This window comes from Nonomuraea sp. B1E8 (genome assembly GCF_039871515.1).
Classification (GTDB): domain Bacteria; phylum Actinomycetota; class Actinomycetes; order Streptosporangiales; family Streptosporangiaceae; genus Nonomuraea.
Genome location: NZ_JBDPLS010000010.1, coordinates 1 through 12,508 on the forward strand (window position 1 = coordinate 1; position 12,508 = coordinate 12,508).

Below are 12,508 nucleotides of genomic sequence, written 5' to 3' on the forward strand. Positions count from 1 at the left end.
CGACGCAGGCGATGGAGCGGCTGCGTACCGGCTTCATCGAAGGCCGGGTGTTCGTGGTGGAGTTCGACATCGTCAACTTCTTCGGCGAGATCGATCACGATCGTCTTCTTGCCGAGGTGGGGCGGCGGGTGTCGGACCGGCGGGTGCTCAAGCTGCTGCGGCAGTGGCTTCAAGCAGGGGTGATGGCGGAAGGGGAGGTCCGGCGGACGGTCGCGGGAACCCCTCAGGGTGGCGTGATCTCGCCGCTGTTGTCCAATGTCTACCTGCACGTTCTGGACACCGAGTTGACCAGGCGCGGTGTGGGCGAGCTGGTGCGGTACGCCGACGACGGTGTCGTGTTGTGCCGTAGCGAAACCCAGGCCAGAGCGGCCCTGCAAGCGGTCGAGGGCATCCTCGCATCGCTGGGGCTGAGGCTGCACCCGGACAAGACGAAGATCGTTGACCTCAGAGAGGGCCGGGAAGGACTCGACTTCCTCGGCTGCCACTTCCGCGCCCGTTTTTCTGGCCGGTCGTGGGTGAAGTACGGCACCGTCCGCTTCTACCTGCACCGCTGGCCGAGTCAGACGGCGATGAAGAGACTCCGGTCCAAGGTCCGGGAGCGGACCGACCGCCGCCGGTCGGGAACGGATGTCCGTGACGTGATCGCGGATCTCAATCCGGTCCTGCGCGGCTGGGGCAACTACTTCCGAACCGGGAACGCCTCCCGCGAGTTCCTCCAGATCGACGATTACGTGGTCTGGCGTCTGCGCCGTCTGATGATCAAGAAGCGGGGACGTAACCTGCGAGCCGGTCAGGCGGCGCAATGGACTGAGGAGTGGTTCAACGGGCACGGCCTGCATCGCCTGCGGGGCACGATCCGCTATCCGAAGGCAGCGTAACCATGTCAAGAAGATCATCGGTAAGCCGTATGCGGGAAAACCGCACGTACGGAATTGAAAGGGGGATGGGGAACCGGGCCTTCACGGCACCGCGCCCCTGACTACCAATGGACTTGAAAGATCGCGTACGCGAGCTGCGCCTCCAGGGCCGCTCCCCGAAGGAGATCGCCCGCGCGCTCAAGGTCGCGCCGTCGGTCGTCGCGCCGCTCGTGCGGGCCATCGCCGCCGAGACCGCCCCCACGGGCGACCCCGAGGTGGTCGGGTGCTGGATCAACACCGGCTGGAGCGACGGCCTCGACGTCGATCCCGCGCGCGGCTGGGTGGACGAAGCCCCCGGCTCCGGTGCGGAGGGCATGGTGTGCGTGCTCGTGGCCCGGCGGCACACGTGGGACCGGATGACGGTCTGCGGCTACCTCGCCGACGTCTACTGCCTGGGCGTGAAGAACGCCATCGGGCCCGACGTGCTCGACGACCTCGAGCTGCGGCGCTTTCGCGAATACTTCTTCGGCGAGTACGCGGGGTGGCAGGAGGCGCCGATCGAGCTGGCCAGGCACCTCGTGCTCGGGTCGATCGACTACGCCCGCACGCTCGGGTTCGAGCCCGACGAGGAGTTCGAGCCGGTGGCCGGAGCTCTCGGCGCGTGGGACGAGAAGTCGGCGATCACGTTCGGCCGTGACGGCAGGCCCTTCTACGTGGAGGGGCCGCACGACGACGCGGCCAAGGTGCTGCGGATCCTGCGGCGCACGCTCTCCGACGACGACTTCGACTACGTCACCGTGGCCTCGTGACGGCCGGCCGGGCGGAGGGGACCCGGCCGGCACGCATCACATGACGAAGGGGGCGTCGCGGTCGCACCGGTCGGGGGGAGTTCACCCGGCACACCCCCGGCTACATCGAGGACCTGCGACCCGACGCTGATCGCCGGTGCGTCACGCCCCGGGGCGGGCCATCTGCGGTCGACGCAGGCGGGTTGCTGTCGATCACGTCGCTGCCGCGGGCTGGCTACCCTGCTCAAGGCTGCCCTCGCGGAGCTCGGGGACAGCGACTAGCGAGGAGGATCGGGCGCCAGGCTTCCGTCGGGGGCGATGTGATCGAAAATCTGGCCGATCAGCGTGATCACATGGGGGTCCTCCACCGCGTACAGCGTCCGGCGGCCGTCGCGGCGTGCGGTGATCAGGCCGGCCAGTCGGAGCTTGGCCAGGTGCTGGGAGACCGTGGCGATGCTGATGCCCACGTGCGTGGCCAGCGTGCTGACGTCGTAGGAACCGTGGGTGATCAGCCACATCAGGTGGAGCCGGATCGGGCTGGCCAGCAGAGCGAACGTCTCGGCCGCCGCCCTCAGTTGCGCGGTGGTCGGCGGTGGGTGCTCGGCGCCGGGTGAACCCGGTACGGGGGAGGTCGACATCGTCTCTCCATTGTCTTACGCCGATGACCTGCCACTCACCCTACGCTTTGATACTTGCGCGACTTCCGAAATATGTGGATGATTGGAGTCACTCCGAAGGGGAGTAGCCCGCAACGCCCGCACGTCGACACGCTGAGAACCTCGCGTTCTCCGGCGGCGGGGACCGGTCACCGGCCGGTGGGCGAGACCTTCGGCCACGCAGTCATGCCTGGCCGAGCCCCCTCGCGGATGCCCGGCCGGGTTCCACCGCCCGGGAAGGACTCCTCCACGTGGATCCCACCACGCTGCCGCGCCCACGGCTGCCCTGCCCGCAGCTGAGCTGCCGCCGCTCCCCCCTGTGCGCTGCTGCCCGTGCGCGCGTTCACCGCCCGCCTCGGGCCAGCGAGCGCAGCGCCGCTCGGCCCGCCCCCGGTGCCGTCGGCCGCCGACGCCGTGACTCCTGTCGCGCCGTGCCCGGCCCTCCATCACCCACCAGCGGCGCCGCTGCGGCGCCGCCGGCCAGAAGGGACACCACAGCACCATGAACACCTCGACGTTGCGGCTGCTGACGGACGCCCGCTCGGCCAAGGCGGGCGGCGAGCAGGCGATGGCCGCCCGGCAGCGGGCCCGCCTGACCGAGCTCGTCGCCTGGGCGCGCACCCGCTCCCCCTACTACCGGCACCTGTACCGGGACCTGCCCGCCGGAGTGGCCGACCTGGCCCTGTTGCCGCCCACCAGCAAGCCCGGGCTGATGGCCGCCTTCGACGACTGGGTCACCGACCGTGCCGTCACCCTGGCCCAGGCACGAGCCTTCGCCGACGACCCGGCGCGCATCGGGCAGCCGTTCGCCGGCCGCTACACGCTGTCCACCACCTCCGGCACCACCGGCACGCACGGTATCTTCCTGCAAGACGCCCGCGCGACGGCGGTGACCTCCGCGATGATGGCGCGGCTGCTGGCCGGCTGGCTGAGCGTGCGGGACGTGGCCAGGATCGCGCGCGGCGGCGTCCGGATGGCGCTGGTGATACCCGAGGGCGGGCATTTCGCCTCGACCGTGGCCGCCGCCCGGCTGCGCGGCCGCTCCCGCGTCGCCGCCCTCAGCGTGCACCAGCCGCTGCAGGACCTGGTGGCCGAGCTCAACGCCTTTCGCCCGGCGGTGCTGGCCCCCTACGCCAGCATCGGCGCGCTGCTGGCCGGCGAGGCCGAAGCCGGACGGTTGCACATCAACCCCGCCCTGGTGATGCTCACCGCCGAAGGACTGCCCGTCGGCGAGTACGCACGCATCGCGGCCGCGCTGGGGGCGAAGGTGCGTACCAGCTACGCCTGCAACGAGTGCCCGTTCCTGTCCTACGGCTGTTCGGAGAGCTGGATGCACCTCAACGCCGACTGGGCCGTGCTCGAACCCGTCGACGAGCAGTACCGGCCGGTGGCGCCGGGCGAGCCGTCGCACACCGTGCTGCTGACCAACCTGGCCAACCACGTGCAGCCGATCCTGCGCTACGACCTCGGTGACAGCGTTGTGCTCCGGCCCGACCCGTGCCCGTGCGGCAGCCCTGGCCCGGCCGTCCGCGTCCAGGGCCGCGCCGCCGACCTGCTCACCTTCCCCGGCGCGGCGGGGGAACAGGCGCCGATCACCCTCGCTCCGCTACCGCTGGCCACGCTGCTGGAAGCGGTGCCCGGCCTGGAGCTGTTCCAGATCGTCCACACCGCGCCGGCCACGCTACGCATCCGGCTGCATCCCGTACCTGGCGCCGACCTCGCAACCCTCTGGCACCAGATCGAAACCCGCATGCGCGACCTGCTGGCCCGCCACCACCTCGGCCATGTGCGCCTCGAACGCGGCAGCGAACCGATCCAGCACAGCGCGGGCGGCAAGGTACGCGCCGTCATCCCGCTCCCGGCCACCGGCATGGACTCGGCCGGTTCCGTACGTCCCTGACCGCCACGGCCCCACCCACGGCCACACCACGGCCCCGGTGGTCGCCCACCACTGTCGTTCCCCCACGGCTCGCAGGGGAGGGCGAGGCGATCGCCCCGCCCTCCCCTGCCTCCCCCTTCTTCGAAGAAACGGAGACGTCTTCGTGCTGCCCGACCTCCTGACCTACGGCGGGTTTCTGCAGGGCAGGCTGGAGCAGCATGCCGGAGCCGTTCGCGCGGCGTCGCTGTCGGCCCTGCTGTTCGCCGCCTGCCACGCCTTCCTGGCCTCGACGGTGACCGATGTGGGCTGGCCACTGCTGGCCTTCACCCTGTACGAAGGGCTGATCTGCGCCTTCCTGCGGCTTCGACCCGGTGTCATCGCGGCCGCCCTCGCGCACGGAATCACGATCTTCCTGCTGGCCGCCGCACTGGCCTGAGCCATTGAAGAAGCTTCCCGCTCGTGTTCGCGCCACCAGCCCTCCTGGCGGACATCGGCCTGACGTTGGACAAGGACCGGTACCTCCGGGAGATGAGTCAGGGAGTGGGCACATGGGCACAGGCCCGGGCGGCCGGTATCGATGAACAGACCATCAGCAGGCAGCGTCAGGTCCGTAATGATTACTATGAAGAATATCTGAGAACAGAAGCCATCGAGATCGGAGGCATCGTTGAAGCTCTGGCTGAACTGTCAAAACACGTCCGTATGGCCATCGTGACGACCGCCAAACGTGCGGATTTCGAACTCATCCATGAGAAGCGCCAGATCAAGCGGTTCATGGATTTCGTCGTTGTTCGTGAAGACTGCCAGTTCGCCAAGCCGCATCCGGAGCCGTACCTGATCGGCATGAAGCGCTTCGGAGCCACCAAAGAAGAGGCGCTGGTCGTTGAGGATTCATCCAGAGGGCTGAACTCAGCCGTGGCGGCCGGTATTGATTGTGCTGTTGTCCACAACGACTTCACGACATCACATGATTTCGCGCAGGCTGCCTATCGAATCGAAACTCTGGCTGAATTGAAGGACATTGTCCTTAATGTAGGCTGAACGAGCATTCACCCGGCGTGTCAGAAACTCGCCGCCCATACCTTTCGGATCTGCCGGAGACCCGCTGGGCGTCTTGCTCCCGAGGTCTCAGGAGCCGGAAACGGTACGGAAACGTTCGCCGCTCTAGACATGAGGCCGGCGTCGAGGGGCCCCGGCTCGGCGAGTTCCGGGCATGTGGCTGGCGCCTTCCGGATGTTTCCAGCAAGGAAGGTTCACGAGCATGAATCACACGAGGGTCCTCGGCATCGCCGGGCTGGCCTGCGCGATGATGGCGCTGGGCAGCGTGCAGCCCGCCACCGCCGAGGCCGAGCCCCGGTACGGGGACGTGCATAAGGCGCTGACCGCTCTGGCGAAGAACTCCGGGATCGTCGGGGCCATCGGCGAGCTCTACGTCGACGGCAGGAAGGTCGACGGAGGCACGGCCGGCTCCAAGCTCCTGGATGGCAAGGGCGGCAAGATTCCCGAGAACGCCCGCTACCGCATCGGGTCGCAGGGCAAGTACATGACGGCCACCGTGGCGCTGCAACTGGTCGAGGATCCTGCTGGTTAACCAGCGACACGCGGCTGTAGATTCGTGTCCTGAGTCTTTGACGTCCGGGATCATGCGGTAGCGCCGATCAGCCGGGGGCGCGGGTGCGGAGGTGGTGGCGCTGAGCCTTGACGCGGTTGCCGCATCGGCTCATCGAGCACCAGCGGCGCCTGCCCCCTTGCGACTGGTCCAGGAAGCGCAGCGCGCAACGGTCGGAGGCGCACACCCGCACCCGCCGCACCTTTGATGACAACAGCAGCTCGATCGCGTCGCGGGCGACGAGCCCAAGAGCGGCGCTCACGTCGTTCACCGGGGCGCCGGTGTCCCCGGACGCGAGGCGGCCGTCGGCGATCGTGAGCTGGGGCAGGGGGCGGGGCGCCGCCGTCACCGCCTCGTTGATCACCTCGATGTCGCCGAGGTCGGGCAGGCGTCCCCCGGCCGCGCTCAACACGGCGCGGTCAATGGCCTCCCGCAGGAGCCGCGCCGAGCGCAGCGTGGCGCCGGCCGGGTCGGGGAGACGCCGCGTCGTGAGCAGCCCGGCGCCGTGCAGCCAGCGCACCAGGTCCGACGGCGCGGCCAGGGTGTCGCGGGGCGAGCTCCATCGATCACGCAGAGTGTTCACCAGATCGAGACACACCCTTCCCCCGTCCCGGATCCAGTAGTCGGTTGCCGCCATGCCTTCATTGTCGGCCGGAGAGCACGTGCTAACGTCACTAACCTCTTGAGATGGTTAGATTTGGAAGGCGTTCACGAAGGTGCAGACTGATACAGGGGTGGCCCTCGTCGACGGCGTACGCCTGCACTACACGCGCGCCGGCTCCGGCCCGCTGGTGGTGCTGCTCCACGGCTGGCCGCAGACCAGCCTCTGCTGGCGGCCGGTGCTCGGCCGGCTGGCCGCCGATCACACGGTCGTCGCTCCGGACCTGCGGGGATACGGCCACAGCGACAAGCCCGCGACCGGTTACGACAAGCGGCGGATGGCCGAGGACATGGCCGAGCTGGTGAGCCTGCTCGGCTTCGAGCGGGCGTCGGTGGTGGGCCACGACCGCGGCGCGCGCGTCGCCCACCGCTGGGCGCTCGACCACCCAGGGCAGGTCGAGCGGCTCGCCGTGCTCGACGTGGTCCCCACCCGCGCAATGTTCCGCCGGCTGGACGCGTCCATCGCGGCCGGTTACTGGCACTGGCTGTTCCACCTGCAGCCCGACCTGCCCGAGCGGCTGGTCGGGAACGACGTGCGCGGCTATCTTGAGTACTTCTTCGAGCGCTGGACCTACACCCGGCACGGCTTGGCCCCGGAGGCCGTGGACGCCTATGTGCGGGCGTTCTCCCGCCCCGGCGCCCTGCGGGCCGGGTTCGACGACTACCGCGCCCACGAGCAGGATCTCGCACTGGACGACGAGGACGCCGCCGCCGGCCGCCGGCTGACGATGCCGGTCCTGGCCCTGTGGGGCTCCGTGGGTCTGCCTGCCCGGATGCCGACCCTGGAGATCTGGCGTGAGTACGCCGATGACGTGACAGGCGCCGAGATCCCCGAATGCGGCCATTTCATCCCTGAAGAGCGGCCGGAGGCCCTGCTGGCCCACCTCCTCGACTTCCTCGGCTGACAGGGCTCACCGGGAAGCGGCCCCGCTCACCGTCCCGGTTCGGGAGCGAGGGGCGGGCCGCCGGCGAGGTCGGCGGGGTCGCGCCAGGTGGCGAGGAACTCCTCCGCCAGCGCGCACGAGCCCGCGAACGGTCCGCCGGGATGCTCCAGCGCCTGCCCGGTGAACCGGGCGATGCGCTCCTCCACCAGGTCCCGCGCGGAGGCGGCGTCGGGCAACCGGCCGGCGCGTTCGGCGAGGTAGCCGATCGTCGCGCCGGCCCCGCAGACGAAGTCGGCCAGCGCCGCCACGTCGCGCTCCGCGAGGGTGCGCAGCCCGGCCCTGGTGTAGGGCACGTTCGCCGCCGGTGCGATCACGCGGGCGCGCACGCCGGCGGCGCGCCCGGCGCTCAGCGTGCCGGTCGGCGCTCCTGGCACCAGCACGTCCGCGGCCACCTCGTACAGCGCCTCGGCGGGCCGTACCGGCAGGCCGAGCAGGGTCACGCAGGCGTCGCCGCGCTCGGCGCGCAGTTCCTCGAGCGCGGCGACGTCCAGCCCGGCGGGGTCGCTCACGCAGCCGTGCAGCGTCGAGAGGGCGACGAGCCGGGCGCCCCGCCGCGCGGCCTCCCGTACGACGGCGCCGCCCACCTTGCCGAACCCCTCCACCGCGAACGTGCGCCCGTCCAGCCCGCCGAGCGCGCTCTGCGCGGCGACCACCACGCCGAGGCCCGTCACCAACGGGTCCACCAGCTCGCCGCCGACCTCCTGGTGCATCACCGAGCCGGTACGGTGACCGGGCAGCGAGGCGAAGTCCCGCGTATGCGTGCCCAGGTCCGAGGCCGTGACGAAAGTGCCCTTCTCGACCATCGGAGTGATCTCCTCGCAGTAGCGGGCCAGGACGGCCGCACGGTCCTCGGGCCCGCAGCACCGCCTTGGCCCCGCCGATCCGCTCGCCGAGCAGGGCCAGCTTGTACGTCATTGCCCGCGCCAGCAGCCCGGCCTCGCCAGGGGTGACGTCAGGGGCCAGCCTGGTGCCGCCCGCGCTCGTCGGGCAGTCGAGGTCGAAGGCGATGTATCCGTCGGTCAGGTCCACGATCCTCATGCGCGCTCCCTCGCGTCGTACGTTCGGCGCGGGTCGGGCGATGGCCGCGCCTGCCGAACAATCTCGACGCCGATCGCCCGAATGTCCACCTTCGTCACTGGAAACCGCGAGGGCAGAGAAAGGCCCGGATGCGGGCGGGCGCGTTCGCGAGGAGCGCCGGCCGGGACTCCGGCGAGCAGAAGTTGCTGCCGATGTCCGCGTCGAGGAACCGCTCCGTGTTCCGCCGGGCGATGAGGTCGATGCCGCCGACCCCGGGGGAGTCGAGCCGGGCCGCGACCCACTGGCCCACGCACCGCTTGCCCGCGACCACGGCGTCCCCGGGCAGGCTGCCGCCGTTCAGCACGGCGGCCTGCCGCAGGATGGAGGCGTCGGACGCGCAGGCGATGCCCGTCCTGGTGGGGCGGGCCCGCGCCTTCTCCGCCGGGGTGGAGGTCTTTCTCCTGGGCGGTTCGGTGGTGCTGGGAGTGTCCTCGGGGGACTCGCCGGCCGTCGGCGTCTCCTCCGGCGTCCGGCTCGGGCCGGGCTCCTGGCTCTCCTCGTACGTGGACGCGGGCGCGGCGTCCGGGCTCGGCAGCGCCTCCGGAGTGCCGCCCGAGTTGGCCGCGAACACCGCTCCCGCGGTGGCGAGCGCCGCGACGACGGCCGCCGCCGACCACAGCGGCACCGCGAGCCTCCTGCCGCGCGGGGGCGGTGGTGGCGGCATGATCTTCGTGCCCGGCCCGGGCGCGGTGAGCCGGGCGAGCAGCTCGTACGCCGTGGGCCGGGACGCACGATCCTTGGCGAGCGCGCCGCGGACGAGGTCACGGAGCGGCGCGGGCACACCGGACAGATCGGGTTCGACGCTCATGACGCGGTAGGCGAGCACGTCGGGTGCTCCGGTGCCGAACGGCGGGCGGCCCGTCGCCGCGTACGTCATCAGCGCGCCCCAGGCGAAGACGTCGGCGGCGGCGTCCGCCACGTCGCCTCTGTACTGCTCGGGGCTGATCCAGCCGGGCGTCCCGATCAGCGCGCCGGTGCCCGTGAGCCCGCTCTCGTCGAGGGCGCGGGCGATACCGAAGTCCAGGACCTTCGCGCCGGAGGCGGACAGGATGACGTTGCCGGGCTTGAGGTCGCGGTGCACGATGCCGGCGCGGTGGATGTCGGTGAGCGCCTCGGCGATGTCCACGCCGAACGGGAGCAGCTCGTCCGCGGGCAGGGGGGCGTTCTGCTGCACGTGGGTGCCGAGCGTCGGGCCGGGCACGAACTCGGTGGCCAGCCAGGGAGGCATCGCCGTGGTGTCGGCGGCCAGCACCGAGACCGTGCAGCGCCCGCGTACCCGGGACAGCAGCTCCACTTCGCGGACGAAACGGGCGAGGAACTGCGGATCGGCGGCTAACCCCGGATGGATGACCTTGACCGCGACCTTGGCGCCGTCGGCCGCGATCCCCGCGTAGACGACCCCCATGCCACCGGCGCCCATGCGGCCCACGATCCGGTAGGGGCCGATCGACTCGCGGTCGTCCATCGCCAGGGGGCCGAAGCCGCCGGGGCCGCTCATCGTGGCTCCCTGCTCGCCGGATCAACGCAACAGCAGCGATCTTACGGAGCCCCGGAACGCGGCTGTGGCGCCGATCACATCCGCTGTGTGGATTCGTCCGCAGTCGATCCCCGAGAGCCTCCGTAATGTCCCTCTCACCGGATCACACCGACACGGGGGAGGAACCCGAAATGCGTAAGACCTTCGCAATCGCCGCTCTTGCCGGTTCGATGGCCGTCACCGGCCTCGCCCTGAGCCCGGCCGCCGCCCAGGCGAGCACGCACTCCACGACGACCTGGGGCAAGTTCTTCTCCAGCGACGGCAAGGCGTACACGTTCGGCAAGACGTGGAAGAACCACGGCAAGGTCTTCACGAAGTGGTACGGGGTGGACAAGGTCGGTGGCAAGAAGGGCTGGGTCTGGTTCGAGGTGTACCGGAACGGCCACTGGACCAGGTTCAACAAGGCGTGGGACGGCAAGGTCGCGGGCGCCTGGAGCGGCCGGGGGATCAAGAAGGTGTACACGTTCACCTGCTGGGCCGGCAAGTTCGACAACTGCGGCAAGAAGTACCGCATCTACTGAGAAGTCAGTCGCGGGGGAGTGAAACGGGCGCCATAGGAATCTCCTGTGGCGCCCGTCGGTATTTCGTCTTTGCCTCTCGTTCTTTACCGGACGTAGCGTGAAACAGCTGAACGAGATGCACGCCGCGAAAATCGCGGATCGTGCACGCCTTTTCACCGACGAGAGGACCGACGGAATGACCGTGGACGGAAAAGAAGCGGCGACACCAGAACTCGCGGGCAAGCGGGCCCTTGTCACGGGCGGCACCCGCGGGATCGGCGCGGCCGTCGTACGCCACCTCCTGAGGTGCTCGTAGTCCTGGGGCACCGCGGTGGCCGGGACGAGCGTGACCCCCAGCCCGTGGGCGGCCCAGCGGATGGCGGTGCCGGTCTGGGACGCGCGGGCGACCGTGGCGGGGGCCAGCTCGTTGTCGCGCAGCACGTCCTGCATCACGCAGTCGAGCGTGCTGTCGCGGTCGAAGCGCACCCAGGGCTCCGCACCCAGATCGCGCAGCTCGACCCGGTCCTCGGCGAGCAGCCGGTGCCCGGCGCCCAGCACCACGACGAACTCCTCGTCGCCGCGTGCCGAGGCCCATCTGCGCGGCGACCAGCAGCTCGCCCACCAGCTCGTCGGCGCCGGCCCGCGCCGTCGCCCTGGCCCGCCGCGCCGCGCCGCGTTGACGGCGACCTCCGCCTCCCGCGGAACGCGCGGCCGACCACGGTGGGCACCAGCCCGCTCGGCGTGCGGGTGAACAGTTGCACGCCGAGCTCCCGCTCCAGGCCGCGGATCTGCTGGGATACCGACGGTTGAGCGACGCGCAGCAGCTCGGCTGCCGCCGTCACCGAGCCCTCCTCGGCGACCGCCAAGGCGTACTCGTACTGACGAAGGCTCATCGGCGTTCGTACCCTCCGTGCGATGGATCGCGGCCCACCCCGCTGTAATCGTGTCATCAGAGGTTTTCGCACGGGCAGGTACAACCGATCGCCGGCCGCTTGACACCGACGACGCCTAACGCCGAGAATCCCATGGCATCGATGTGAATCAGAATGGGTCACATCGCCGCAAAGGGAGGATGGGGGCGTTTGCCGCACGCAGAAGCGGAGGGCACCGCATCGCGGCAGGCCGCGATGCGGCTCGCGTCGGAGCTGCGACGGTTGCGCGAGCTGGCGGGGGTGTCGGGACGTGATCTGGCGCAGCGGATCGGGGTGAGCCAGTCCACGGTGTCGCGGATCGAGGCGGGCCGTACCCTTCCATCGCTTCCGCTGGTGACGGCGTGGAGCCAGGAGGTCGGCGGATCGGCGGAGACACGGGACCGGCTCACGGCGCTCACCGAGGCGGCGCACACCCAGATCAACCCGTGGCGCGCGGCCCTGCGCGAGCGCGGACACCTGCAGGACGACGTCCAGGAGGAGGAGAGGCTCTCCCGGACCGTACGCGTCTTCCAGCCGTCCGTCGTCCCGGGGCTGCTTCAGACCGCCGAGTACGCTCGCCGCGTCTTCTCCCTGTTCCAGGTGCCGTACTCCACGGACGACCTCGCGGCCGCCGTGGCCGGACGACTGCGGCGCCAGCTCGCGCTGTACGAAGGCGAGCGCCGTTTCGAGTTCCTCATCACCGAGGCGGCGCTGCGCTGGCGCCCCGGCGAGCCGATGCTGCTGGTGGCACAGCTGAACCAGATCGCCTCCATCGCCACCCTGGAGAACGTCTCCATTGGGCTGATCCCGCAGGACTCCGAGGCGCTCACCTTCACCTCGCACGGGTTCGTCATCTATGACCGCGATGCCGATGGCACGGTGGTGTCGGTCGACACCATCCACGCGAACGTCGCCGTCAGGGCCCCCGAGGACGTCGATCTCTACCGGGAGCGCTGGCGCCTGCTCCGGCGCATGGCGGTGTTCGACGACGAGGCCGGCCGGTTCCTCGCACGTGTCGCCGCCGACGTCCGCGCCCTGACCGATGACTGAGCACCGGCCGTACCGCCCGGGACGGAGCGGAGGGTGCCAC

At 70.4% G+C, this 12,508-nt stretch carries 14 protein-coding genes and 1 pseudogene; 10 read left to right on the forward strand and 5 right to left on the reverse strand.

The window, feature by feature from the left end; all coding sequences use genetic code 11:
* Both ABGA98_RS29470 and ABGA98_RS29475 read left to right on the forward strand, forming a co-directional pair.
* Positions 1-878: reverse transcriptase domain-containing protein (locus tag ABGA98_RS29470; protein WP_347621666.1), on the forward strand; the 878-nt coding region annotated here is incomplete at its 5' end.
* Between the two features lie 107 nt (positions 879-985).
* Positions 986-1,666 carry a helix-turn-helix domain-containing protein gene (locus tag ABGA98_RS29475; protein WP_347621667.1) on the forward strand — a complete coding sequence of 227 codons (681 nt, stop codon included), beginning with the start codon at positions 986-988 and terminating at the stop codon, positions 1,664-1,666.
* A 257-nt stretch (positions 1,667-1,923) separates the two neighbouring features.
* On the opposite strand, the gene ABGA98_RS29480 is transcribed toward ABGA98_RS29475, so the two are convergent.
* Positions 1,924-2,283: a metalloregulator ArsR/SmtB family transcription factor gene (locus ABGA98_RS29480; protein ID WP_347621668.1), complete on the reverse strand. Its 360-nt coding sequence runs from the start codon at positions 2,281-2,283 to the stop codon at positions 1,924-1,926.
* A 520-nt stretch (positions 2,284-2,803) separates the two neighbouring features.
* Here ABGA98_RS29480 and ABGA98_RS29485 point away from each other — a divergent pair.
* The 4 genes from ABGA98_RS29485 (at position 2,804) to ABGA98_RS29500 (ending at position 5,771) form a co-directional block, all read left to right on the forward strand.
* Entirely contained in the window at positions 2,804-4,201 is a 1,398-nt protein-coding gene (locus tag ABGA98_RS29485) for a hypothetical protein (RefSeq protein WP_347621669.1), read from the forward strand.
* Positions 4,202-4,343: 142 nt separating this feature from the next.
* Positions 4,344-4,616 (forward strand): CPBP family glutamic-type intramembrane protease, encoded by a 273-nt coding sequence (locus ABGA98_RS29490; RefSeq protein WP_347621670.1) that lies wholly within the window; start codon positions 4,344-4,346, stop codon positions 4,614-4,616.
* Between the two features lie 23 nt (positions 4,617-4,639).
* The gene (locus ABGA98_RS29495; RefSeq protein WP_347621671.1) at positions 4,640-5,221 is read left to right on the forward strand and encodes an HAD-IA family hydrolase; all 582 of its coding nucleotides are present in this window, start codon (positions 4,640-4,642) and stop codon (positions 5,219-5,221) included.
* A gap of 220 nt (positions 5,222-5,441) precedes the next feature.
* Positions 5,442-5,771 carry a hypothetical protein gene (locus ABGA98_RS29500; RefSeq protein WP_347621672.1) on the forward strand — a complete coding sequence of 110 codons (330 nt, stop codon included), beginning with the start codon at positions 5,442-5,444 and terminating at the stop codon, positions 5,769-5,771.
* A gap of 67 nt (positions 5,772-5,838) precedes the next feature.
* Here the strand turns inward: ABGA98_RS29500 and ABGA98_RS29505 are convergent, their stop codons facing one another.
* Positions 5,839-6,426, reverse strand: coding sequence for an ABATE domain-containing protein (locus tag ABGA98_RS29505; RefSeq protein WP_347621673.1), 588 nt, complete (start codon positions 6,424-6,426; stop codon positions 5,839-5,841).
* A gap of 79 nt (positions 6,427-6,505) precedes the next feature.
* Here ABGA98_RS29505 and ABGA98_RS29510 point away from each other — a divergent pair, with 79 nt between their 5' ends.
* The gene (locus ABGA98_RS29510; protein WP_347621674.1) at positions 6,506-7,354 is read left to right on the forward strand and encodes an alpha/beta hydrolase; all 849 of its coding nucleotides are present in this window, start codon (positions 6,506-6,508) and stop codon (positions 7,352-7,354) included.
* Between the two features lie 26 nt (positions 7,355-7,380).
* On the opposite strand, the gene ABGA98_RS29515 is transcribed toward ABGA98_RS29510, so the two are convergent.
* A complete protein-coding gene (locus ABGA98_RS29515) occupies positions 7,381-8,196 on the reverse strand; it encodes a hypothetical protein (RefSeq protein WP_347621675.1) in 816 nt (271 codons plus the stop codon).
* A gap of 329 nt (positions 8,197-8,525) precedes the next feature.
* Positions 8,526-9,968, reverse strand: a complete 1,443-nt coding sequence (locus ABGA98_RS29520) for a protein kinase (RefSeq protein ID WP_347621676.1) — start codon at positions 9,966-9,968, stop codon at positions 8,526-8,528.
* 170 nt (positions 9,969-10,138) lie between these two features.
* Here ABGA98_RS29520 and ABGA98_RS29525 point away from each other — a divergent pair, with 170 nt between their 5' ends.
* Positions 10,139-10,528 (forward strand): hypothetical protein, encoded by a 390-nt coding sequence (locus tag ABGA98_RS29525; protein WP_347621677.1) that lies wholly within the window; start codon positions 10,139-10,141, stop codon positions 10,526-10,528.
* Between the two features lie 325 nt (positions 10,529-10,853).
* Positions 10,854-11,258, forward strand: a complete 405-nt coding sequence (locus ABGA98_RS29530; protein WP_347621993.1) for a hypothetical protein — start codon at positions 10,854-10,856, stop codon at positions 11,256-11,258.
* Positions 11,259-11,274: 16 nt separating this feature from the next.
* On the opposite strand, the pseudogene ABGA98_RS29535 reads toward ABGA98_RS29530, so the two are convergent.
* A pseudogene (locus ABGA98_RS29535) lies at positions 11,275-11,457 on the reverse strand (LysR family transcriptional regulator); the annotation flags it as partial.
* A gap of 132 nt (positions 11,458-11,589) precedes the next feature.
* Between ABGA98_RS29535 and ABGA98_RS29540 the strand changes: the two are divergent.
* Positions 11,590-12,468, forward strand: a complete 879-nt coding sequence (locus ABGA98_RS29540) for a helix-turn-helix transcriptional regulator (RefSeq protein WP_347621678.1) — start codon at positions 11,590-11,592, stop codon at positions 12,466-12,468.
* Positions 12,469-12,508 lie beyond the last annotated feature (40 nt).